Origin of the sequence: Streptomyces sp. NBC_00461 (genome assembly GCF_036013935.1) — a bacterium.
Taxonomy (GTDB): Bacteria; Actinomycetota; Actinomycetes; order Streptomycetales; family Streptomycetaceae; genus Streptomyces.
In genome coordinates this window covers 8932485-8955192 of the sequence record NZ_CP107902.1, presented here as the reverse complement: position 1 = coordinate 8955192, position 22708 = coordinate 8932485, and the positions used below count along the sequence as shown (strand labels likewise).

The window sequence follows — 22708 nt, the reverse complement described above, 5'->3', positions numbered from 1 at the left end:
TTGGGGCAGCGCACCGCAAACGGGAGCCGGTCCGCATGCACCCATTGGAGTGATCATGGTCGGCGGCTTCATCCCTCGGGGTTACGCGCGGCACGAGGAGGATCTGCCAGGGCGGACACTGCTCCCGTGTCGTTGACCGAGGCCCAACTTCCTTATCCCGATTACGACTTCGCCCCCCACTGGTTCGAACACGGGGGCGTGCGTCAGCACTACCTCGACGAGGGGACGGGTGCGCCGCTGCTCATGCTGCACGGCAATCCCACCTGGAGCTACATGTGGCGCAACCTGGTGCGGGACCTGCGTTCCGACCACCGGTGCATCGTCCCCGACCACATCGGTATGGGCCGCTCCGACCGCCCCGACGAGTCCGCCTACTCCTACACCGCGCCCAGTCGCCTGGCGGATCTGGAGCGGCTGGTGGAGCACCTGGTGACCGAGCGGGGTCTGCCGGACCGGGGCTGGACCCTGATCGGGCACGACTGGGGCGGAATCATCGGCATGGCGTGGGCGCGCCGCCGACCCGACTGGCTCGCCCGCATCGTCATGCTCAACTCCGCGGCCTTCCCGATGCCGCTCGGCTACCGCCTGCCGTGGTACCTGCGCCTGATCCGCAGCGGAGGCAGCACATCGGCCCGGCTGGTGCACCGTACCAACGCCTTCGCCGTGGCCGCCTCCCACCTGGGTGTCGCCTCGGCACTGCCCCGGCCGGTACGCCGCGCCTATGTGGGCCCCTATCGCGGCCTGCACCGGCGGCTGGCGGTGCTGCGTTTCATCCAGGACATTCCACTGACCGCCGCCGACCCGGCGTGGCCGCTCATCGACGTGGGCCCCGCCGAGGCACCGCAGTTGACGTCCCTGCCCATGCTGGTGTGCTGGGGCGGCCGGGACCGGGTCTTCGACCACCGCTTCCTCGCGGAATGGCTACGGCGCTTCCCCTCCGCCGAGGCGCATCTGTTTCCGCGCGCCGGTCACTTCGTACAGGAGGACGCGCGTGAGGAAGTCGTGGCGTGCGTAAGGGAGTTCCTGGGTCGGCACACGGAAGGGACGGGAGCGTCGTGGTGACGGCCGTGGCCGACACGCAGGTCGGGCTGCTGGGACAGCTCTCGCAGGGGAAGCGGTCCCGGCCCGCCGCGGTCGCCCTCGACACGTTCCGCGGCCGGCGCCGGGAACGGGTCACGTACTCCGGCCTCTACGCCCGATGCCTGAGTGCCGCCGACGCGTTGGCCGCCGCGGGCATCGGCCGGGGCACGCGCACGGTGGTCATGACGCGCCGCCCACTGGACCTCATCGCCACGGTGTACGCGCTGTCCGCGCTCGGAGCCTGCGCCGTGCTGATCGACCCCGGACTGCCCCGTGACGCCCTGCGCACCTGTCTGCGGGAGGCCGCTCCGCAGGCATTCGTGGGAGAGCCGCCGGCACATGTGGCACGCGTGCTGTGCGGGTGGACACCCGCCAGTGTGCGTACGGTGATCTCCACCGGCCGTGGCCCGGGTCCCTGGCCGACGCTCGCCGCGCTCGCTCGCGCGGCACCGCGCGCCACGCTGGACGCCACCGGCGACGATTCGGCGCTGATCGCCTACACCTCGGGCTCCACGGGGACACCGAAGGGCGTCGTCTACACCAACGAGCAGTTGGTGGGTCAGTGCGCCGCCACGGGAGGCGTTCTCGGGACGCGGCCAGGAGCCGTGGCGCTCGTCGGCTTCCTGCCCTTCGCCCTGGGCGGTCCGGCCCTCGGCATCACCGTCGTCATCCCCCGGATGGACTTTCGCCATCCGGGCCGGGCTCGTCGTGCGGACCTGCTGCACGCGGCGGCGCGGACCGGCGCGACCAGCCTGCTCGGCTCTCCGGCCCTCATGACCGTGCTCGCCGGCGACGGCCGCAGGGAACCGGCTCTTGCCGCCGTGCGGTCGGTCGCCACCTTCGGCGCTCCGCTGGAGTACGGCCTTCTGGACCGTCTCACCGGCACGCTGCCGGACCAGGCCGTGATCCGCAGCGTGTACGGCGCCACCGAGTGCCTTTTGGTGAGTGCGATCGAGGGCCAAGACCTGCGTGACGCGCGCGCCGCGTCCGAACGAGGTGGCGGCCGCTGTGTGGGCCGGACGGTGCCTGCCACGTCCGTGGCCGTCATCCCGGCCGACGCCGGACCGGTGGACCACTGGCCGGAGGCCGAACCGCTGCCCGCACACGAGATCGGCGAGATCACGGTGCGCGGCCCGCTGGTGAGCCGCACCTACTACGGCCGCCCGGACGCCGACGCTCAGGCAAAGATCCCCGACGGGCCGGACGTCTGGCACCGCACCGGCGACCTCGGCCGCACGGACGACGAGGGGAACCTCTGGTACTGCGGACGCAAGGCGCACGCAGTGCCCAGTCCCGACGGCCCCCTGTTCACCGAATGCATCGAGCCGGCGTGCAACGCGGTCGACGGTGTCCGGCGCACGGCCCTGGTCGACGCCGGCAGTGACCGGCTGGCTCTGCCCGCCCTGTGCGTGGAAACCGACGGGCCGCGCCGCGGGGCCGAGCGCGGCCGGATCGTCGCCGACCTGCGTCGCACGCTTGCCGCGCTGGAAGGCGGGGCTCAAGTCCGGACGATCGTCTTCCACCCCGGATTCCCTGTCGACATCCGGCACAACGCGAAGATCGAACGGGGCGCCCTCGGTGAGTGGGCGCGTCGCCGGCTGGCAGCGAAGAGTCCTGCCGCCCAGGCAGCGGAGGAACGCGCGTGAAGATCCTTGTCACCGGCGGCAGCGGCTTCCTGGGCGCGGAGATCTGCCGGCGTCTCGCGGCCCGCGGACACCAGGTGCGTTCCCTGCAACGCGGCCGCCGTGCCCTGCCGCCCGGCGGGGCCGAAGCCGTGCTGGGCGACATCCGCGACACCGCGACCGTCGCGGATGCGGTACGCGGGTGTGACGCCGTCGTGCACACGGCCGCGCTGGCCGACGTATGGGGGCCGCGACGGGACTTCGCGTCCATCAACATCGGGGGAACCGCGGCCGTCCTCGACGCCTGCCGACGCCATGGTGTGCGCCGACTGGTCAACTGCTCCAGTGCCAGTGTGGTCTTCGCCGGGAAGGACCTGGAGGGCGTGGACGAATCCGTCGCCATGCCCCGGCGCTTCCTTGCCCCCTATCCCTGGTCCAAGGCCGGAGCGGAGCAGATGGTCCTTGCCGCCAACGGCCCTGGTCTGGCGACCGTGTCCCTGCGGCCCCACCTGATCTGGGGTGACGGCGACCCGCATCTGCTGCCCGGTCTGCGCGCCGCGGTCCGGAAGGGAGAACTGCTGCTGCCGGGAGCGGGCTCCCAACTCGTGGACACCGTGCACGTCGCCGACGCGGCCGAGGCACACGTGCTGGCCGTGGAACAACTGGCGGCGAACTCTCCGCTGGCAGGCGCCAGTTACTTCATCACTCAGGGCCGGCCCTGCACCCTCGCCGACACCGTCCGGGGGCTACTGGCGCACGACGGCCACGCCGTGGAGGTCCGGAGAGTCCCCGCTTCGGCCGCACGAGCCGCTGCCGTACTCCTCGAAGTCACCGCGAAGGCAGCCCGACGACGACAACGTCCGCTGCTGACACGCTTCCTGGTGGCCGAGCTGACGCGGGCCCACTGGTTCGACATCTCCGCGGCGCGCCGCGATCTCGGTTACACCCCCGCCGACCACTCGTGGGAGACGCGGGAGACCGATGACGCGATCGGACACGGCGATGACTGCGACATCGGCGGCCTCTACGGCTCGTTGACCCGGCGCAGGTAGCGGATCACCGGGTACCCCGGGCCGTTGGTGACGTCGGCCTGGACGGCGTAGACCCGTTCGATGAGAGGCGAAGTCAGCACCTCGGCCGGAGTCCCCTCCGCGACGGCGCGGCCGTCCGCGAGCACCAGCAGGCGGTCGCAGTACATCGCGGCGAGGTTGAGGTCGTGCAGGGCGAGGACGGTGGTGACCGCCAGGGCCGCGATCAGGTCGAGGAGTTCAGAGTCTCCCGCCTCGCGCCTCGACCCCGAACGCGCGGGCCAGGCCGCGTACTTCGCCGTACACGGCGTCGAGGGTGAGGGGCCTGCTGCGCAATCCGCCGCCGCCGCTGTCATTGTCCTTGCCGGCCGACCAGTCGGACGGCGAGACGTACGTCGGCACGCCCAGCTTCTCGAACTGCTCGCGGGCCGCCACGCCGCCCTTGCCGAGCGTGGAGACGAACGAGGCGGTGACGAAGTCGGGTTCGGCGTCCAGGACCTTCTCGAAGGAGGGGTTGTTGTCGGCGAGGCGCGGCACCTCGGAGTCCGCCTTCTCCAGTCCCTTCATCACCGGGTCGGTCCAGGTGGCGGTGCCTGCCATACGGTCGGCGAGGCCGAGGGAGAGCAGGATCTCCGTGGTGCCCTGGTTGAGGGAGGCTGCGCGCTTCAGGGCCGACTTCAGGGTCACCTTGCGGCCGCAGTTGTCGATCGAGCGCGGATAGCCGGAGTCGGCGGGTTCGTCCGGCCGGGGCGCCTTCCCGGTGCTCGCCCCCATCGGCCCTCCGGCCGGCACGGGCTCCTCCCAGTGACGTCACATGCCCCGCCCGTCCCCCTCACCGCTGCGCGTCAGCTCCGGATTCGCACCGGACTCCCTGGCCTCGGATGTGGCTCGACTGGCTCCCCGAGACTGTCAAGATCGTCGTACGGTCGACTCGCCCGGCCGGTGATCCCCCGCCGCGGGCCGATCCTCCGCGACCAGGCGCGTGAGATCTCGGAAACAAGCCGTTCACGACGCGATGGATCTTCGGGAAACAACCGGTTTCTAGCGTGTCCCCCCATGGATTCGAAGCTGTATACGCCGCCGGGCACGGTGTCGGGTCCGGCGGCGGCAGGCGGGCTGTCGCTGCGCGAGTCGGTCTACGCGAAGCTGCGCGCGGCCGTGCTCGACGGCGATTTCGGCCCGCGTGAACGGCTGGTCGAACTGCGGCTGGCCGCACGGTTCGGGGTCTCGCGGACGCCTGTGCGCGAGGCGCTGGCGCGGCTGCTGGCCGACGGGCTGATCGAGCGCGGCGACAGCGGCTTCTTCGTCACGGTCCCCAATCTGGCCCAGCTGAAGGATTTCTACGAGCTGCGGGTCACCCTCGAACTGCGTGGGATCGCGCGTGCGATCGAGGATCCGGCCGTCCGGCACGATTCGGCAGTCGTCGCCGCCGAGTTGGAGCACTGGTACGCGATGCACAAGCAGCCTCCGGAGCCGGATCCGAGCTTCGTCGTCCAGGACGAGAGATTCCACGCCGAGCTCTCCCGTGCCTCCGGCAATCCCGCGCTCACCGACGCCCTCGTGGCGGTCAGCGAACGGATCCGCCGGGTGCGGAGGTACGACTTCCTCACCCAGGACCGAGTGGAGACGACGATCACCGAACACATCGAGATCCTGGAACTCGTCCGTGACGGACGGCTCGACGAGGGACTGCGGGCCCTGCACGCCCATGTCGGTGACTCGATGGCCGTGGTGACGGAGCACGCCCGGCGGGCCATGACCCAGATGGCCCTGCACGCCGGCCGTTTCTGAGGACGCCAACCGCCCGAGAAATCCGGGGACTTCGCCCCAGCCTCCGACTCCCCTCCTGCGCCTCCCCGACTGCCGACGACGCCAACCCGGGGCCCACCACTCACCGCACCCACACCCCCGCTCGCCCGCCCCCCACCGGAGCATCACCTCATCCCCGAAGGGTCGATCATGAGTGCAACCCACTCCCCACAGACAGCCACAGCGTCGGACTCCCCCACCAGCCAGGCCACCAAGGAGACCCTGGAGGACTACACCCTCCGCTTCGCGCCCCGCAGTTACCGCCGCTGGACCCCGATGGTCGTGGCGACGACCGCGCTCGGCGGGATCGCCTACATGGCCGACTTCTCCATAGGCGCCGGCATCGGACTGGCACACGGCACGGGCAACGCGCTCCTGGCCATCGCCGTCGCAGCGGTCGTCATCTTCATCACCGGCTTCCCGCTCGCCTACTACGGCGCCCGCTACAACATCGACCTGGACCTGATCACCCGCGGCTCCGGCTTCGGCTACTACGGGTCCGTCCTCACCAGCGTCATCTTCGCCAGCTTCACCTTCATCTTCTTCGCCCTCGAAGGCTCGATCATGGCCCAGGGCCTCAAGCTCGGCCTCGGACTGCCACTGTGGCTGGGCTACGCCATCTCCACCCTGATGGTGATCCCGCTGGTGATCTACGGCATGAAGGCGCTCAGCAAGCTCCAGGTGTGGACGACGCCGATCTGGCTGCTGCTCATGGTCGCCCCGCTGGTGTACCTGATCTCCACCGACCCGGGCACCGTCGACCACTTCCTCGCCTACACGGGCACCGACGGCGAAGGCGGCGTCAACACCGCCTCCGTGCTGCTGGGCGCCGGCGTCTGTCTCTCGCTCATCGCGCAGATCGGCGAACAGATCGACTACCTGCGCTTCATGCCGCCGAAGACCGAGGCCAACAAGCGCACTTGGTGGACCGCGGTGGTCATGGCCGGCCCCGGTTGGGTGGTGCTCGGCGCGCTGAAGCAGGCCATCGGTGTCTTCCTCGCCGTCTACATCCTCGCCAAGGTCGGTCCGACGGCGGCGCCCGAGCCGATCCAGCAGTTCCGCGGCGCGTTCGACGCGATGATGCCGTCCTGGATGGTCGTCCCGCTCGCCGTGGCGCTCGTCGTGATCAGCCAGATCAAGATCAACGTGACCAACGCGTACTCCGGTTCCCTGGCATGGACCAACTCCTTCACCCGCGTCACCGGGCGCTACCCCGGCCGCATGGTCTTCGTACTGGTCAACCTGGGCTTCGCGCTGGCTCTGATGGAAGCCGACATGTTCAGCTTCCTCAACAGCATCCTGGGCTTCTACTCGAACTGCGCGATCGCCTGGGTCGTCACCGTGGCCACGGACATCGGCATCAACAAGTACCTGCTGAAGCTCTCCCCGCTCCAGCCGGAGTTCCGCCGCGGCATGCTCCACGCGGTCAACCCGGTCGGTGTCGTCGCCTTCGTGGCCGCTTCCGGCCTCTCGATCGCCATGTACTTCCATGCACTCGGCGACGGCCTGCAGCCGTACTCCCCGGTCGCCGCGGCCGTCATCGCCTTCGTCCTCACCCCGCTGATGGCCGTCGTCACCAAGGGCAGGTACTACCTCCGCCGCGCCGACGACGGCATCGAGGAGCCGCTGCTCGACGCGGAGGGCAATCCGAGCGCCACGACGTACGACTGCCACGTCTGCCAGCAGCCCTACGAGCGGCCCGACGTGACCGCGTGCGCCACCCACGACGCGGTGGTCTGCTCACTGTGCCTGAGCACCGACAAGATCGGAGACCACGTACTGCCTGCCACCGCGTAGCAGGCGGGGACGCGCGGGGTGCCCATCCACCCCGTTCGTCCCCGGGCGGGCACGCGCGCCGACGCCAACGGGGCGTGCGGGTCCGGCACCTGGTCGGCATTCGGGCCGCCGGCCCGCGACGAGACGCCAGTGCCGCACCTCCGAAAGCACGGCATCGCGCCTGCTCTCCTCTCCCCGTCCTCCCCCTGTCCTCTCCCCCTCCTCCGGTAGCCGGGGCCGTCCGCTCGCCCGGCTGACCGCGCGTGCGCCGAACGGGCGCACGTGGCGCGCCGTGCGCGAGCACGGAGTGACGGCTGTCCAAGCTGGGCCCGCTCCGAGCCCGCTGACGACCCGTCACCAGGAGGTGCGCACGATGATGCGCCGAATCCTCAAGGCCGCAGGAACCGCCCTGGCAGCGGCGGCCTGTCTCGCCGCCGCCGTCCCCGCCGCTGCAGCCGCACCCCCCGGACCGCGGCCCGTCGCCGCCGAGGCCCCATCCGCCCTGCGCGCCGACCAGGCCGACCAGTTCGGGTACCTGGGGGCGGTCAGCACAGGTCTGGCCGCGCTCGCCTCGCTGCCCGACCCCGACCGCTCGCCCGCCGGCACCAACGACTTCACCTGCAAGCCGTCCGCGACCCACCCCTACCCGGTGGTGCTGGTCCACGGCACCTTCACGAACGCCTTCGCCAGCTGGAGCGGCCTCGCCCCGGTGTTGAAGAACGCCGGCCACTGCGTCTTCGCCCTCAACTACGGCGAGAGCACACCCCACGCCCTGTTGAAGGCGACCGGCCACATCCCCGACTCGGCCAAACAACTGGCCGCCTACGTCGACAAGGTGCTGTCCGCCACGGGCGCTTCGAAGGTCGACCTGGTCGGACACAGCCAGGGCGGCGGATTGACGCCCGAGTGGTACCTGCGCTTCGAGAACGGCGCCGCGAAGGTGCACCACCTGGTGGGCATCAACCCCAGCAATCACGGCACCAACGCATCCGGCCTGGCCCACCTGGTCGACGCGGGACTGGACGTGGCGGGGAAGGTGGGCAAGCCGCTCGGCCTGGACAGCCCCGCGGCCAAGGAGCAGACCATCGGCTCCTCGGTGCTCCAGCAGTTGTACGCCAACGGCGACACCGAGCCCGGAGTCACCTACACCACCATCGTCACCCGCACCGACCTGGTCGTGACCCCGTACACCAACCAGTTCCTGAAGGCCGGATCCGGCGCGACCGTGCACAACATCCTGCTGCAGAACGTATGTCCGCTGGACCTCACCGGTCACGCTGGTGGCATCTACGACCCGAACGTGAACCGGCTCGTCCTCAACGCCCTCGACCCGGCGCACGCCAAGCCGGTGCGCTGCGCCGTCATGCCGGTTCCGCTCTAACCGGCCCTCATGCCGGTTCCGCAGGTGGTCTCCGCACTGTTCGCGGACAGGAGCAGATCGGCTCCGGCCGTGTCCGGGGGAATCTTCGCCGGCGGAACCGGGTTGCTTACAACGATCAGCACGGGGTCGGACCGCAGGGAGGGGACGGGAGCCGATGAGCCTTCGTCAGTACGAGTACGCCCTGGCCGTTGCCGAGGAGGGCTCGGTGACGGCAGCGGCGGAGCTGCTGCGCGTTGCTCAGCCGTCGGTGTCCCAGCAGATCCGCGGCCTGGAGCGGGAACTCGGCGTGGAGCTGTTCGCCCGCACACCGACCGGGCTGGTGCCCACCGTGGTCGGCCGGGCGTTCCTGCGGGAGGCGGAGGTCGCGGTGAGCGCGTCGCGGCGGGCGAGGGCGACGGCGCGGGCCGGTGCCGACGAGCTGGTGGGCGAGCTGGTGGTCTCGGCGCAGCTGGGCTTTGGCACGCGGCAACTGCCGGGCGCGCTCGGCACGCTGCGTCGCCGCTTCCCGCGGCTGGAGGTCAGTGTCTTCGAGGAGCCGAGCTCCGCCGAGTTGGATCGGCTGTGCCGCCGGGGCGTGCTGGATCTCGCCCTGATGGCGGCGTGCGAGCGGAGTCCCGCCGACGCCCACCACCTCGGCGACGAGGAGTTCGTCGTGGTGCTGGGTGCCGGGCATCGGCAACTGGCCGCGGAGCGGGTCGAGTTGCGCGATCTGGAGGGGGAGCCGTGGGTGCGGTTCGACCGCGACAGCGCGCTCGACGGCGTGCTGCTGAACGTGCTGAGGGACAACGGGCTGACCCCTACCACGGCCGCCCGTGTGTCCCAGACGGCGACGGCCGTGCGCTGGGCGGCCCAAGGGCTGGGGATGACGCTCGTCCCGGCCTCAGCGGTGCCCCACGGTCACGAGCACCTCGTTCGCCCGGTGTTCCCGGTCGTGTCCCAGCCCGTCATCGCCGTCGTCCGGCAGGGCGCGGGCCCGGCGGAAACCGCGCTGCTCGAACTCCTGCGTGAGGAAACCTGGTCCGAGTCCGCTTCCTTCTCACCGGTGTCCTGAAGGCCTGGAAGGAAGCGGGCGCCGACGAATTCCTCTTACGGAAAGTCGCGTTCCGGAATTCCGTCGGCGCATCGGCGTCAGCCCCTGGGGAATTCACCGCCGTCCACAATGAGATTGCTCCCGGTCAGCCAGCTCGCCCGGTCGGACGCGAGGAACAGCACCGCGTCGGCGATGTCCTCGGGCCGGCCGTCGCGCCCCAGCGGCGGGGTGTCGCCGGCGTTGGTCCGGCCCGGCGCCGCGTTCAGATTCGCCCACTGCTCCCGTGTCGCTTCGCCGCCGGGGGTGGCGGTTCGGCCAGGACTCACGGTGTTGACCCGGATCCCGAACGGAGCCAGCTCCGAGGCCATTCCCCGGCTGTAGTTCTCCAGCGCCGCCTTCGCCGCCGTGTAGTGCAGGAACTGTCCCAACGGGGCGAGGACCGCGGCCGAGGAGATGTGCACGATCATCCCCGAACGGCGTTCCCGCATCCCCGGCACCAGCAGCGAGTCCAACCGCACCGACGCCAGGTAGTTGAGGTCCAGCGCGTCCTGCCATTCCTCGTCGGGGATGACCGAGGCGTCTTGGTGAGGTCGCGCCCCACCCGCGTTGTGGACCAGGATGTCCACCCCGCCGAGCGCCTTCTGCGCGGCCTCGGCGAGCGCCTGCGCTCCTGCCCGTGTCCGCACGTCGGCGTCCACGAAGAGGGCTCCCTCCGGCACCGTGCTCGTCGCCGACCTGGCAGTCGTGAGCACTTCGGCGCCCGCGTCGAGGAGTTGGCGCACCACGGCCGCGCCGATTCCACGGGACCCACCTGTGACCAGGGCCCGCTTGCCCACGAGTTCACGCTTTTCCGATCCATTCTCGATCGCGCTCATGCCACCGGTCCTCTCCATCGCATGTTTGCTCGCTCGACGGAAGAATCATCGGCGTGCGCACACTGGGAATGTTCGGAGAATTCACGTGTGAGCACCTCGTCGAGCTGTTTCACCGTAGGCGCGGAAAGGAATCAGAGGCAAAGACGAAATGTCAACAGGAGCTATAGGGAGTTCCTATGGCACCCCGCCCCCGACCCCTCCGCCGGTGGCCCGGCGGTCCTCCCACTCGCTGGACTGACAGGGTGGTCGACACGTCGCCCGGGCCCGTGCGCGCCGGGAACGGCGGTCATGGCTGCTAGCTTCCACAACTGTCGGAAAGGTCCCGTTCGTCCGAAGACTGGCGGGGCCATTGCTATGAGCTGAGGCGAAATTGACTGGTACGAGGGATGATTCGGACAGGCCGACGGTTGCCCCGTTCAAGCGCAGGAGCTTCCTGGCGTCGGCTGCCTTGGCGGCCGGTGCGCCGGTGGCGGCCGGCGGTCCGGTGCAGGCAGCCGTGCAGTCGGCCAGCGGGCCGGCTGCCGCGCCCGGCCACCAGTCGGTGGCGCGTCTGCTGGCCGTGCCCGAGGAGAGCCGCCGGGACGACTGGCTCAGATCGGCCCTCCAGGTCGCCGTGGCGCTCGAACTCGCCACCATCCCGCCCTACTTGTGCGGCTGGTGGTCCATCAGGGATCGCGGCAGCGAGGCCGCGCGGCTGATCCGGCGCATCGTCGGCGACGAGATGTTCCACCTGGGCGTGGTCTGCAACCTGCTCGTGGCCATCGGCGGGCGGCCGCGGATCAGGGATGCGGCGCCCACCTACCCCGGCCCGCTGCCCGGCGGTGTGCACGCCGGGCTGACCGTCTATCTGTCGGGCCTGACCAAGACGTACGTGCACGACGTGATGATGGGCATCGAAGTCCCTCACCGTCCGCTCGCCCGGAGCATCGACACCTCGCCGAGCGTCGGCACCTTCTACAGCGACATCCTCAAGACGTTCCGGAGCGTGGCGCCGGAACTGTCGGCGCGGGGACAGCTGTCCACGCGCATCGGCTCCGACGTGCTGGAGCCGGTGGAGACTCCCGACGACGTCGAACGCGCCATCGAGATCATCAAGGAACAGGGCGAGGGCACCGCCAGTTCCCCCGCCACGGCCTTCGACGACGACTACCCGGCGCACTACTACGCGTTCGGCGAGATCTACCACGGCCGACGTCTGCGCGACAACGACGGCGACTGGGAGTTCAACGGCGCGCCCGTGCGCTTCCCCGACGCGCGCCCCATGGCGCCGGTTCCGGAAGGCGGGTGGCCCAACCCGCCGGGAGAGGTGCGGCGGCTCCTGGAGAGCTTCGACACCACCTACAACAGCCTCCTCCGCACCCTTGAGACGGCCTGGGCCGGCGGCGGCCACCGCTCCCTGCACGCGGCCATCCACATCATGCGCGGGCTGGAGACTCCCGCGGTGGAGCTGATGGAACGCCCGATCCCCGACGCACCGGGCAACTACGGCCCGCAGTTCCGCGCCTTCTGACCTCGGGGCGAGGGCACCAGGCCCGGTTCGGTGGGGCGGCTGAGCGATCCGCCGCCCCACCGAACCGGGCCAACGCGGCTACTGCCGCTCATGGCCGACCGGGCGGGGGCCCGCCCGGGTGGGGCGCAGTCTTGGGATCAGTGCCGGGACCTGGGCGCGGTAAGAGTCGTAGGACGCGCCGAACTGGTGCGCCATGAGCCCGTCCTCGACGTGCACACGGCGCAGCAGCCACGGGACGGCGACCGCCAGGAACGCCGTCCAGACACCGAATCCGCAGGCCAGCGTGGCGCCGAGGAGCAGGCCGAGCAGTCCCGTGTAGATGGGGTGACGGACGAGCCGGTAAGGGCCGTCCGTGCGCAGCTCGTGATGCTCCTGGACCGTCGGGACGCTGGCCCACATCGTGCCCAGGACCCAGCGGGCCCACAGCAGCAGAGCGGTCGAGGCGATGGCGAGCAGCCCGCCCAGGAGTGCTAGCTCGGGCTGCCAGTACTGGAGATGGCGCCAGAAGCCCCGCGAGTGTCCGACCAGCGTGAAGAGGACGTAGACGCCTGCGATCAGCAACACCCGGCGAGGCAGTGTGCGACGCAGTCCACGCACCCAGCCGTGCAGGCCCGCCTGGCTCTTCGCGCCGAAGTGGACGGCACCCGCGATCCAGGACACGACAAAGACCAGGAAGCAGACGTCGGTGACAACGACAAGTGCCGAGCGCAGAGGTTCCATGCCTCCAGCGTGCTCCGCGTAGTAGTGGATCACCACCACCCACGGGTCGATGGAGCGGTCTCCACCCGGGGATGGAGTGCGGCGATGGGGGCAATCCCCCAGACGCGTCGACCGGTTTGCCGGATGGTGGGCGGCCATGTCGGGCCGCGAGTCTGTACGTGATCGCTCAACACGTACAGACAGCAGAACACGTGCAGACCAAAGGGGTTCAGTCATGCAGACCCGTCGCTCTGTCATCCTGTCGGCCGCTGCCGCCGTCGCCCTGTCCGCCGTCCCGGCACGCGCCTCGTCCGCCGTCTCCGCCGCATCGCGCAAGGCCGGGCCGGTGCGGCTGACGTTGCCCGCGCCCAGCGGACCGCACCCGGTGGGGACGGTCTCGCTGCACCTGGTCGATGCGTCGCGGTCCGATCCTTGGATCACCGCGCAGCCGTACCGGGAACTCATGATCGGCATCCGCTATCCGGCGCGAGCCGTCGGCGGCTACCCGGCCGCTCCACAGATGCTCCCCGGCGAGGCCACCGGATTCGCCGCCTTGAACAGTTTCACCGATGTGCCCGGCAACCGGGTCGACTGGTCGGCCACGCGTACCCATGCCCACGAAGGCGCCCCTGTCGATCGGGGCATGGGCCCGCTCCCCGTCGTCTGCTACTCGCCGGGTGCCGGTGACCCGCGTTCCCTGGGCACCACGCTCTGCGACGACCTCGCCTCCCGGGGGTACGCCGTGGTGACCGTCGATCACACCTACGACGCCTCGGCCGTCCAGTTTCCCGGCGGCCGTGTCGAAAGCTCCGTGCTGCCGGCAGAGTTCGACAAGGCCTACCCGGACCCGGGGCGCATCAAGGCGCTGCTGCAGAAGACGCTCGCCGTGCGGGTGGCCGACATCCGCTTCGTCCTCGACGAACTGCCCCGTGCGCTCCCCGGGGCGCTGCGCGGCATGCTGGACTTCGGCCACATCGGCATGTTCGGCCAGTCGGCAGGTGGCTTCACCGCCCTGCAGGCCATGCACGACGATTCGCGCATCGCGGCGGCGGCCGATCTCGACGGGGTTCTCGCGTACGTCCAGGAGGACGACACCGTCGGCAACCTCTCCACCGTTGCCGCCGACGGCGTCGACCGCCCCTTCCTGCTGATCGGCAAGGACGGCAACGACCTGAGCACGGTGCCGTCCTGGGACGCCCTGTGGCGGAACAGCCGCGGCTGGCACCGGGGCCTGAGCCTGCGAGGTGCGGAACACGCGACGTACACCGACGCCGAGGCGCTCGTCCCGCAGATCGCCCGTCAGCTGGGACTTCCGCGGAAGACCGTCGTCGAGAACATCGGCACGATCATGCCGAGGCATGCGATCGCCGCCGAACGCGCCTGTCTCGCCGCCTTCTTCGACCGCTGGCTGCGCGGCCGGGACGACGACGGCCTGTTGGACGGGTCGTCGGCTCGATATCCAGAGGCCCGCTTCTTCTGACTCCCCGGCTGACTCCCTGGCGTCCGGCGCGGAGCGGCGAGCGTCATGGCCGGATCGTCAGCCAGTCGAGGGACGCGACGCGAGGGCCGCCCTTCGCGACGATGTAGAGGGTGTGGACACCGGTCTCGCGGTGGGGCAGGGTGACCGACTGCTCCTGCCAGGTGGTGGCGCCGGTCGCGTGCACGGGGAGGGTCGCGGCCACCGGGCCGCGCGGGGTGTCGAGCCGGAGTTGGAGCGCGCAGCCGGTGGTGCAGGTGGAGGCGAGCCGTACGGTGAGGTGGTCGCCGTGCACGGCCGCGCGACGGAAGGCGATCCAGTCCCCGGAGCCCAGCACCCCGGTGGTGGCCGTGGTGCGTGCCGCCCGGTGCATGGAAGTCGCCTGTTCGGCCTGGAGCGTGGCGGAGGCATCGGGCCCGTCGCTGTACAGACGCAGGTCGTTGACCACCCAGGGGACGGGGCCGCTCGCGGTGAGGGTGATGCGGACGAACCGGGCCGTCCGGGCGGGGAAGGCAGCGTCCTGAGTGAAGGACCGGCCGGAGACCCGGGCGAGGCTCCCGCTCCAGTGCGTGCCGTCGCGGCTCACCGACACCGAGAAGCCGTACGGCTGTCCGCTGGTGTCGCGGCCCGCGTCGAGCGAGAGTCGGCCGACGGTCTTCGGCTCGCCCAGGTCGACCGTCAGGAACTGGCCGGGGGCCTGCGCGGCGGCGGCCGTCCAGCGGGTGTTGATGTCTCCGTCGACGGCGGCGAAGGCGTCGGAGCCGTCGCTCGCGGCCGCGGTCCAGGCGCCGTGCCGGACGCGCTGTTGGCAGCCGGGGAGGTCGCAGCCCGTCGACCAGATCGGCTCGCCGTGTTCGTAGGCACCGATGTCGGGAGCCGTGCCGCGGACTTCGGTGGTGATGCCGTCGAGCGTCTCACCGGTGTCGATCGCGGGTGAGACGTCGGTGAGCCACAGCTCACCGTTGACGGGGTCCGTGTAGCCGGCTTTGTCGGTGATGAGGTTGGAGCGGACCACCGGCCGCGGGTCGCCGGTCCCGGTCGCACTGACCGGCATGGGTCCGACGATGTTGCTGAAGTACGAGCCGGAGGCGTCGGTGGCGCCGCTCAGCAGCGTGGAGTTGCCGTTGATGCCCACGCCGTAGCTGGAGTTGTGGTCCTGGTTGGCGATGCTCGGGCCGGTGTGGCCGTTGAAGAAGGTGCCTCGCGTGCCGGTGTTCCAGGCGACGTTGTGGTGCAGGAGGAAGTGGCCCGAGTAGTTGTCGACGTAGAAGCCGACCTGGCCGTCGGCGTCGTGCGAGCTGTTGTGGTCCACGGAGGTGCCGGTGCCGTCCAGGCTGCAGCAGACGTACAGGGGTGAGCCGTCGCGGGAGGTGCGCATCGCCTCGGACAGGTCGTTGTAGGCGATGCGGTTGCCGTGGAACTCGGTGCCGTTGAGCTGCCAGGCCGTGTCGATGGAGGCGCGGCCTGTGCGGCGGACCGTGTTGTGCGTGACCGTGTGGTCGTTGCCGTTGATCTCGATGCCGGGTGTGTAGCTGCCCATCCAGCCGACGTCGTGGACGTAGTTGCCGGTGACCGTGTTGCCGGTGCCGCGCACCAGGACACCGTCGCCGGCGGACTGCGAGATCTCGCTGTTCTCCAGGGTGTTGCCGGTGCCGAGGATCTGCACACCGGAGTCGAGGATGCGGGAGGCCACGATGTGCCCCTCGGAGGGCGGGATCGCGAGGTCGCCGTCCGGCGGCATGGGGAGCGTGGAGAACTCCGAGATGTACGTGGCATGCAGTGCGTCGACCACAACTCCCGTACTCATCCTGCCCGTTCGCAGGGAGGTGCCCCACAGGTCGATTCCGCGGACGGTGACGTACGAGGCGTTGGACAGGTCCACTCCCCACAGGCGGTGTTTGGCGGTCACCGTGTGGTTGGCCATGCCGCCCTTGGGCGGGACGAGGTAGAGCCGGTGGGCGGATGTGTCGTAGTACCACTCCCCCGGCTGGTCGAGGGCGGCCTTGGAGCCCACGAGGTAGTAGTTGCGGTAGTTCTGGTTGCCCATGCACAGGGGCGGGCAGCGGTGGTTGCCGCCCTTGAAGTCCAGCTTGCCGGGCGAGCCGGCGGTGACCGTGCCGGTCTGCTGGGCCCAGGGGTTGGAGCCCGCCCACAGGTGCACGGTCGCGCCGGCCCAGTCCGCGTCCGGCAGGTCGGTGTCGTCGATGTGCTGGTCGGTGGAGGTGGAGTCGGCCTCGGCCCAGGTGGTGTTGAGCGGATCGGAGCCGGAGTTGGGCCAACGGCCTTCCGCCGCACGCCCGTTGTCCAGGAACACCGCGTTGAACTCGGGGTCCGTCGGCAGGTTCGTGTCGGCGGCGACCAGTCCGCCGCCGGCGTCCTTCCAGCCGGCCACCGGCTCGGTCCCGTCGACGGTCACCGGGCCGTCGCCGTACGCGGCGAGGTTGATCGGGGCGTCCTTCGTACCGGAGGGCGGGGTCACCTGCTCGCGGTAGGTGCCGCGGTGGATGAGGCAGGTGTCGCCCGGGCGAACGCGGGAGAGGCAGTCGCCGATGGTGCGCAGGGGCTTCGACGGGGAGCCGTACGCGTGGTCTCTGCCCCAGGGGGCGACATGGTAGATGCGGCCCTGGCCCGCTGCCTGCGCCTGTACGGGGAAGGCCAACAGCGCTGCCACCGTGGCCAGTACCGGCAGATGCCTCCGGCCCGGACGCCGTCTCTCCATCGAGAACCACCTGCCACCTCTACGCCGGAGGATTGGATTGCGATAGTTTTCGCAATCTGCGACCGCTCCGGAAACGTAGGAGATTGATCCGATGACGTCAACGGTCCGGACAGGATCCGGCGAAGCGAGGCGGCGCACGCTGGCCGAAATCGCCGATGAGGCAGGGGTTTCGGTCTCCACCGTCTCCAAGGTGCTCCACAACAGATCCGATGTATCGGCCGAGACTCGGGCCAAGGTGCAGCGCCTGCTGGAGAAGCACGGCTATCTCGCGCGGCCGCGCGCCGCAGCCACCGCGGCACCGCCCGGCGGGCTGATCGATCTCGTCATCAACGAGCTGGACAGCCCCTGGGCGGTGGAGCTGATCCGGGGCGCCGAGGACGTGCTGCACGAAGCGGGCATGGGGCTGGTGGTCTCGGCGACGCACGGGCGGCAGAAGCGGGCGCGGCAGTGGCTGGACTCGCTGGCCACGCGCCCCACCCGCGGCGCGATCCTGGTCGTACCCGAACTCGCTCCGGAGCAGCAGGCCGACCTCGCCGGTCTCGGGATCCCGTACGCCCTGGTCGCGCCGGTCGACGAGCCCGCGCCCGGCATTCCGTGGGTGGGGGCGACCAACTGGCCCGGCGGGCTTGCCGCGACACGCCATCTCATCGAGCTCGGCCACCGGCGCATCGCCGTCATCAGCGGCCCGGAGCGCCGGCTGACCTCGCGTGCCCGCGTGGACGGCTACCGTTCGGCGCTGACGGAGGCCGGGCTCCCCTTCGACCCGGAGCTGGTCCGCTACGGCGACTTCACCCACTCTCTCGCCCATCAACACGCCCTGGATCTCCTGGCGTTGGCCGACCGTCCCACGGCGATCTTCGCGGGCAGCGACCATCAGGCACTGGGCACCTACCGGGCGGCGGCCGAGCGCGGGTTGCGCATTCCGGACGACGTCAGTGTGGTCGGCTTCGACGACCTGCCGTTCGCGGACTGGGTGACGCCCCGTCTGACGACCATGCGGACGCCCATAGCCGACATGACGGCGCTGGCCGCCCGCATGGTGCTGCGGCTGCTGTCGGGACAGGAGCCGGAGACGACGCGGGTGGAGGTGGCCACGGAGCTGGTGGTGCGGGAGAGCAGCGGGCCGCCACCGGCCAGGTAGGCAACTCCGGTACTGCAAGCGGGAATTCGGTGGCCCGTGCCGGGATCACCCGCTACGTTGTCGCCTGCCCGCAGGCACGTGCGAGGAGCGTGCCATGGCCAAGGAGCAGGAGACATGGTCGGTCGTTCGCGCACGCGTTGACGTCCTGGTCCGTGATGGGCCGGTCATCGCGTGCTGCCTGTGATGCCGCGGCACGGCGAGCCTTTCCCTGCCCGAACCGTCGGTGCGCCTGTCGAGCGCCGGGGGGCGGGCCTCGTTGCCGGCGTTCCAAGGGGTCACCATGCCGTCCGTCTCCTCCGCCGTGTCCGATTCCGGCCGGCCTGTTCCGCCCAGCCTGTGGCGGGACGGCGACTTCCGCAGGCTGTGGGTGGGCCAGACGGTCTCCCAACTCGGCGAACACGCGAGTCTGGTGGTGCTGCCGCTGTTCGCGGTCCTGACGCTCCACGCAGGCGCCGGCCAGTTGGGCGTCCTGCGCGCGGTGGGGCAGGTGCCGATCCTGCTGCTCTCGCTCTTCGTCGGCGCATGGGTGGACGGATGGCGAACCCGCACGGTGATGGTGCTGGCGGATGTGGGCCGGACCCTGGTGCTGGGCGTCGCCGCCACGGCCGGTCTTCTCGGCCGGCTCGGGCTGTCGGCGCTGTTCGTGGTCGCGTTCGCCGTCGGGGCTCTGTCCGTGTTCTTCGACGTGGCCTACCAGGCGTCTCTGGTACGGCTGGTGAAACGCGATCAGCTGGTACGGGGCAACAGCGCGCTGGAGGGCAGCCGGTCCGCGGCGCAGATCGGCGGACCCCCTCTCGGCGGTGCGCTGGTGTCACTGGCGTCCGCGCCGATCGCTGCGGCCGTCGGCGCACTGTTCTTCGCGCTGTCGTTCCTGTCGATCCGGCGGATCCGTCGCCGTGAACCGGTGCCGGAGACCTCGCGACGACCCTCTCGGGTAGGGCGGCGGATCCAGGAGGGCCTGCGTTTCGTCGCGGGCGACGCCTCGCTGCGGACGGTGTGTCTCGCCTCGGCCGCGTTCCAGTTCTCCTTCGCGGCCACGATGACCGTCTATCTGCTCTTCCTGCCGCGGGAGCTGCACCTATCCCCCGCCGCTGTCGGGCTGGCGCTCGCGGCGACGGGACCGGGAGCGCTCCTTGGCTCGATGCTGGCCGCCCGGCTGCCGTGCCGGTTCGGGCACGGCGCGGTGCTCGTGTCAGCGGCAGCGCTCGGCGACGGTGTGTTCCTGTGCGTGCCCGCGCTGCACGGCTCCGCCACGGTGACGGTTCCGGCGCTGCTGGCGGCCAACTTCCTGTTCGGTACCGGCAGTCAGTTGGTGACCGTGACCGTGATGGCCGTACGGCAGGCCGTGACTCCGGACGGAATGCAGGGCCGTGCCGCGGCGACGATCACGTTCGTCGGCATGGGCCTGACCCCGTTCGGCTCCCTGCTGGGCGGATTCCTCGCGCAGGAGTGGGGGCCACGTACCGGCCTGCTGGTGACAGCGGCGGGCATGCTGCTGTCACCCGTGCTCATGGCTCTGTCTCCGCTCGCCCGCCTGGGACGGGTGTTGCCGGGCCGATGACGACGGCCGGCTCACCGTCCGTCCGGCTCAGCGGGCGGCGAGGAGTTCCAGCGTGTCGATCACTCGGTTGGAGAAGCCCCACTCGTTGTCGTACCAGGCGACGACCTTGACGTGGCGGCCGTCGACGCGGGTGAGGGCCGAGTCGAAGATCGACGAGGCCGGGTTGCCGGTGATGTCGGACGACACCAGCGGGTCGTCGGAGTACTCGAGGACACCGGCCAACGGGCCGTCCGCGGCGGCACGGTAGGCCGCCAGCACGTCCTCACGCGTCACGTCGCGGGCGACGGTCGTGTTGAGCTCGACGATCGAGCCCACCGGAACCGGTACCCGGATCGAGTCGCCCGACAGCTTGCCGTCGAGGCCGGGCAGCACGTGGCCGATCGCCTTGGCGGCGCCGGTCGTGGTCGGCACGATGTTGACGCCGGCGGCGCGGGCACGGCGGGGGTCGCGGTGCGGGCCGTCCTGGAGGTTCTGCTCCTGCGTGTAGGCGTGCACCGTGGTCATGAAGCCGTGCTCGATGCCGGCGAGTTCGTCGAGGACCGCGGCGAGCGGCGCGAGCGCGTTGGTGGTGCAGGAGGCGTTCGAGACGATCGTGTGCAGTTCCGGGTCGTAGGCGTCGGTGTTGACCCCGTACGCGAGGGTCACGTCGGCGCCGTCCGACGGCGCGCTGACGAGGACCTTCTTCGCGCCCGCGTCGAGGTGGGCGCGGGCGGCCTTGGCCGACGTGAAGCGGCCGGTCGCCTCCAGCACGAGGTCGACGCCGAGTTCGGCCCACGGCAGCTGCGCCGGCTCGCGCTCGGCGAGCACCGTGATGCGTCGGCCGTCGACGACGAGCGTGTTCCCGTCGACGCTCACCGGGCGGCCGAGCCGGCCGGCCGTCGAGTCGTAGGCGAGGAGCCGGGCGAGGGTGGCGGGCTCGGTGAGGTCGTTGACGGCGACGATCTCCAGGTCGCTGTCGCGCTCCAACAGGGCGCGCAGCACATTGCGGCCGATGCGACCGAAACCGTTGATGGCGATGCGAGTCATGAATGCCCCTTGATGTCTGTGCGTCAGGCCTTGATGACACCAGCCTCGCGCGCGGGGTCCGGCCGTGGCCGTGGCGTGAGCGCCATGGTTCGCAAGGATCGCGCCAAGCCGCCGGAGCGTCCTGACGGCGGGCTACTCGCCCTGGGTGAAGGTGCGCCGGTACTCGCTCGGCGTGGTGGCGAGGATGCGCTGGAAGTGCAGCCGCAGATTCGCCCCGGTGCCGAGACCCACGTCGTTCGCGATCTGCTCGACGCTCCGCTCGGAACGCTCCAGCAGCTCCCGGGCCAGGTCGATGCGGGCGCGCATGACCCACTGCATCGGCGTGTATCCGGTGTCCTCGACGAAGCGACGCGAGAAGGTGCGCGGCGAGACGGCGGCGTGCTCGGCGAGGGTTTCGAGACCCAGGGGTTCGTCGAGCCGGTGCAGGGCCCACTCACGCGTGGCGGCGAACCGCTCGCCGAGCGGCTCGGGCACACTGCGAGGTACGTACTGCGCCTGGCCGCCGCTGCGGTAGGGGGCCGCGACCAGGCGCCGGGCCGCGTGGTTCGAGGCGGCCACGCCGAGGTCGCGGCGCAGGATGTGCAGGCACAGGTCGATGCCGGAGGCGGCACCGGCCGAGGTCAGCACGCTGCCCGCGTCGACGAACAGGACGTTCTCGTCGACCTGGACGAGCGGATGCCTGTCCGCCAGTGCCTTCGTGTAATGCCAGTGCGTCGTGGCGCGCCGGCCGTCGAGCAGGCCCGTGGCGGCGAGCGCGAAGGCGCCCGTGGAAATGGCCGCGAGCCGCGCGCCCCGGTCGTGGGCGGCGATCAGCGCGTCGACGACGGCCCACGGCGGGTCCTCACGGTCCGGGAACCGGTAGCCGGGCACGAACACGATGTCGGCCCACGCGAGCGCGTCGAGGCCGTCGGCGACGTGGTACGCCAGGCCGTCGCCGCCGGTCACGAGCCCGGGGGCCGCACCGCACACCCGCACCTCGTACGGCATGCTCGCGCGGGTCGTGAACACCTGCGCCGGGATGCCGACATCGAGCGGCTTCGCCCCTTCGAGCACGAGGACGGCGACGCGATGGAGGCGGGAGGACGGCACGGGGACCAGGGTACGAGGGGCGCGGAGCCGATCTGATCATCCGGCACCCCCGGAGGGATGTCGCCGGTCGGGCGCCGGCCGTCCGGCCGGGGCCCGGAGCGACCGCACCGGTCACCGGCACCGCGGTCCGCGCGTCAGGAGAGCCAGTCGGTGTAGCGGGTGGGGGCGAGGTGGGCTTCCTTGTCGGTGAGGACGTCGCCCTTGACGACGGCGAACATGCCGGCGGTGGGGTCGGTGACGACCGTACGGCTGTCGCCCTTGCGGGTCAGGGTGAGCCGGCCCAGCTCGTCGAGGCTGAAGATGTCGGGGCCGCCGATGTTGCGGATGCCGTTCAGCGGGGCGCCGGTGGCGACCTCCGTCACCGCCTCGGCCACGTCCTTGGCGGCGATCGGCTGGATCGGCGTGGCGGGCAGCCGGACGGTGTCGCCTTCCGTGGTCCAGGACAGGACGGCGTCCATGAACTCCATGAACTGCGTCGCCCGGACGATCGAGTAGGGGACCGGCCCGTCCGCGAGGATGTGCTCCTGGAGCGCCTTGGCGCGGTAGTAGTCCAGTTCCGGCACCTGGTCCGTGCCGACGATCGAGAGGATGACGAAGTGGCGGACGCCGCCCTTGTGCGCCGCGGCCAGGAGGTTGTCCATCGAGGTCTGGAAGAACGCCGGGGAGGCTTCGTCGAAGGTCGGCGAGTTCGTCAGGTTGACGACGACGTCGGCTCCCGCCGTCGCCGCGTCCAGTCCCTGGCCGGTGATGACGTCGACTCCGGTGGACTTCGAGTGCGGGACCGCCTCGTGCCCGGCGGCCTTCAGGTTCTTGACGACCTGCGAACCGATCAGTCCGGTACCGCCGATGACCGCGAACTTCATGACATGCCTTTCGTCGGGGGTT

General features: G+C 70.7%; 17 protein-coding genes and 2 pseudogenes. 11 read left to right on the top strand and 8 right to left on the bottom strand.

Annotation, left to right across the window (positions count from 1 at the left end):
• The first annotated feature begins 126 nt into the window (after window positions 1–126).
• From OG870_RS41475 to OG870_RS41465, 3 genes are read left to right on the top strand one after another with little or no spacing between them, the layout of a single operon-like run.
• A complete protein-coding gene (locus tag OG870_RS41475; RefSeq protein ID WP_266592149.1) occupies window positions 127–1062 on the top strand; it encodes an alpha/beta fold hydrolase in 936 nt (311 codons plus the stop codon).
• A 5-nt stretch (window positions 1063–1067) separates the two neighbouring features.
• Window positions 1068–2726, top strand: a complete 1659-nt coding sequence (locus tag OG870_RS41470; RefSeq protein WP_327692036.1) for a fatty acid CoA ligase family protein — start codon at window positions 1068–1070, stop codon at window positions 2724–2726.
• Window positions 2723–3754, top strand: coding sequence for an NAD-dependent epimerase/dehydratase family protein (locus tag OG870_RS41465; RefSeq protein ID WP_327692035.1), 1032 nt, complete (start codon window positions 2723–2725; stop codon window positions 3752–3754). The genes OG870_RS41470 and OG870_RS41465 overlap by 4 nt, the downstream gene beginning before the upstream one ends.
• Here the strand turns inward: OG870_RS41465 and OG870_RS41460 are convergent.
• Together OG870_RS41460 and OG870_RS41455 are read right to left on the bottom strand one after the other, a co-directional pair.
• Window positions 3727–3972 (bottom strand): annotated as a pseudogene (locus OG870_RS41460) (ABC transporter ATP-binding protein); the annotation flags it as partial. The gene OG870_RS41465 and the pseudogene OG870_RS41460 overlap by 28 nt on opposite strands.
• Before the next feature lies 1 nt (window position 3973).
• Window positions 3974–4504, bottom strand: a pseudogene (locus OG870_RS41455) (ABC transporter substrate-binding protein); the annotation flags it as partial.
• A gap of 282 nt (window positions 4505–4786) precedes the next feature.
• On the opposite strand from OG870_RS41455, the gene OG870_RS41450 reads away from it, so the two are divergent.
• The 4 genes from OG870_RS41450 to OG870_RS41435 all read left to right on the top strand — a co-directional run bounded on the left by OG870_RS41450 (window position 4787) and on the right by OG870_RS41435 (window position 9747).
• The gene (locus OG870_RS41450) at window positions 4787–5521 is read left to right on the top strand and encodes a GntR family transcriptional regulator (protein ID WP_266530558.1); all 735 of its coding nucleotides are present in this window, start codon (window positions 4787–4789) and stop codon (window positions 5519–5521) included.
• 168 nt (window positions 5522–5689) lie between these two features.
• On the top strand, window positions 5690–7336 hold the full coding sequence (locus OG870_RS41445; RefSeq protein ID WP_327692034.1) for a purine-cytosine permease family protein: 1647 nt from the start codon (window positions 5690–5692) through the stop codon (window positions 7334–7336).
• A 352-nt stretch (window positions 7337–7688) separates the two neighbouring features.
• Entirely contained in the window at window positions 7689–8696 is a 1008-nt protein-coding gene (locus OG870_RS41440; RefSeq protein ID WP_327692033.1) for an esterase/lipase family protein, read from the top strand.
• A 154-nt stretch (window positions 8697–8850) separates the two neighbouring features.
• Entirely contained in the window at window positions 8851–9747 is an 897-nt protein-coding gene (locus OG870_RS41435; RefSeq protein ID WP_266592139.1) for a LysR family transcriptional regulator, read from the top strand.
• A 77-nt stretch (window positions 9748–9824) separates the two neighbouring features.
• On the opposite strand, the gene OG870_RS41430 is transcribed toward OG870_RS41435, so the two are convergent.
• Complete coding sequence (locus tag OG870_RS41430; RefSeq protein WP_266592137.1) at window positions 9825–10601, bottom strand: oxidoreductase; 777 nt, start codon at window positions 10599–10601, stop codon at window positions 9825–9827.
• A gap of 448 nt (window positions 10602–11049) precedes the next feature.
• Here OG870_RS41430 and OG870_RS41425 point away from each other — a divergent pair, with 448 nt between their 5' ends.
• Entirely contained in the window at window positions 11050–12111 is a 1062-nt protein-coding gene (locus OG870_RS41425) for a ferritin-like domain-containing protein (RefSeq protein WP_266592135.1), read from the top strand.
• A gap of 78 nt (window positions 12112–12189) precedes the next feature.
• Here the strand turns inward: OG870_RS41425 and OG870_RS41420 are convergent, their stop codons facing one another.
• Window positions 12190–12831 carry a methyltransferase family protein gene (locus tag OG870_RS41420; protein WP_266592133.1) on the bottom strand — a complete coding sequence of 214 codons (642 nt, stop codon included), beginning with the start codon at window positions 12829–12831 and terminating at the stop codon, window positions 12190–12192.
• 214 nt (window positions 12832–13045) lie between these two features.
• On the opposite strand from OG870_RS41420, the gene OG870_RS41415 reads away from it, so the two are divergent.
• Window positions 13046–14290 (top strand): alpha/beta hydrolase family protein, encoded by a 1245-nt coding sequence (locus OG870_RS41415; protein WP_266592131.1) that lies wholly within the window; start codon window positions 13046–13048, stop codon window positions 14288–14290.
• A gap of 43 nt (window positions 14291–14333) precedes the next feature.
• Here OG870_RS41415 and OG870_RS41410 read toward each other — a convergent pair whose 3' ends face one another.
• Window positions 14334–17006, bottom strand: coding sequence for a discoidin domain-containing protein (locus OG870_RS41410; RefSeq protein WP_266592128.1), 2673 nt, complete (start codon window positions 17004–17006; stop codon window positions 14334–14336).
• 91 nt (window positions 17007–17097) lie between these two features.
• Here OG870_RS41410 and OG870_RS41405 point away from each other — a divergent pair, with 91 nt between their 5' ends.
• Together OG870_RS41405 and OG870_RS41400 are read left to right on the top strand one after the other, a co-directional pair.
• The gene (locus tag OG870_RS41405; protein WP_266592122.1) at window positions 17098–18147 is read left to right on the top strand and encodes a LacI family DNA-binding transcriptional regulator; all 1050 of its coding nucleotides are present in this window, start codon (window positions 17098–17100) and stop codon (window positions 18145–18147) included.
• Window positions 18148–18427: 280 nt separating this feature from the next.
• Window positions 18428–19708, top strand: coding sequence for an MFS transporter (locus tag OG870_RS41400; RefSeq protein WP_266592119.1), 1281 nt, complete (start codon window positions 18428–18430; stop codon window positions 19706–19708).
• Window positions 19709–19735: 27 nt separating this feature from the next.
• Here OG870_RS41400 and gap read toward each other — a convergent pair whose 3' ends face one another.
• The 3 genes from gap to OG870_RS41385 all read right to left on the bottom strand — a co-directional run bounded on the left by gap (window position 19736) and on the right by OG870_RS41385 (window position 22686).
• Window positions 19736–20734 (bottom strand): type I glyceraldehyde-3-phosphate dehydrogenase, encoded by a 999-nt coding sequence (gap, locus tag OG870_RS41395; RefSeq protein ID WP_266592117.1) that lies wholly within the window; start codon window positions 20732–20734, stop codon window positions 19736–19738.
• A 132-nt stretch (window positions 20735–20866) separates the two neighbouring features.
• Window positions 20867–21823 (bottom strand): GlxA family transcriptional regulator, encoded by a 957-nt coding sequence (locus OG870_RS41390; RefSeq protein ID WP_266592115.1) that lies wholly within the window; start codon window positions 21821–21823, stop codon window positions 20867–20869.
• 134 nt (window positions 21824–21957) lie between these two features.
• Complete coding sequence (locus tag OG870_RS41385) at window positions 21958–22686, bottom strand: SDR family oxidoreductase (protein ID WP_266530522.1); 729 nt, start codon at window positions 22684–22686, stop codon at window positions 21958–21960.
• Window positions 22687–22708 lie beyond the last annotated feature (22 nt).

Bases quoted from the DNA above. Each gene is read 5' to 3' on its own strand.
- OG870_RS41450 (WP_266530558.1), top strand. From the start codon at position 4,787: ATGGATTCGAAGCTGTATACGCCGCCGGGCACGGTGTCGGGTCCGGCG.
- OG870_RS41445 (WP_327692034.1), top strand. From the start codon at position 5,690: ATGAGTGCAACCCACTCCCCACAGACAGCCACAGCGTCGGACTCCCCC.
- OG870_RS41440 (WP_327692033.1), top strand. From the start codon at position 7,689: ATGATGCGCCGAATCCTCAAGGCCGCAGGAACCGCCCTGGCAGCGGCG.
- OG870_RS41435 (WP_266592139.1), top strand. From the start codon at position 8,851: ATGAGCCTTCGTCAGTACGAGTACGCCCTGGCCGTTGCCGAGGAGGGC.
- OG870_RS41430 (WP_266592137.1), bottom strand. From the start codon at position 10,601: ATGAGCGCGATCGAGAATGGATCGGAAAAGCGTGAACTCGTGGGCAAG.
- OG870_RS41420 (WP_266592133.1), bottom strand. From the start codon at position 12,831: ATGGAACCTCTGCGCTCGGCACTTGTCGTTGTCACCGACGTCTGCTTC.
- OG870_RS41415 (WP_266592131.1), top strand. From the start codon at position 13,046: ATGCAGACCCGTCGCTCTGTCATCCTGTCGGCCGCTGCCGCCGTCGCC.
- OG870_RS41410 (WP_266592128.1), bottom strand. From the start codon at position 17,006: ATGGAGAGACGGCGTCCGGGCCGGAGGCATCTGCCGGTACTGGCCACG.
- OG870_RS41405 (WP_266592122.1), top strand. From the start codon at position 17,098: ATGACGTCAACGGTCCGGACAGGATCCGGCGAAGCGAGGCGGCGCACG.
- OG870_RS41400 (WP_266592119.1), top strand. From the start codon at position 18,428: ATGCCGTCCGTCTCCTCCGCCGTGTCCGATTCCGGCCGGCCTGTTCCG.
- gap (WP_266592117.1), bottom strand. From the start codon at position 20,734: ATGACTCGCATCGCCATCAACGGTTTCGGTCGCATCGGCCGCAATGTG.
- OG870_RS41385 (WP_266530522.1), bottom strand. From the start codon at position 22,686: ATGAAGTTCGCGGTCATCGGCGGTACCGGACTGATCGGTTCGCAGGTC.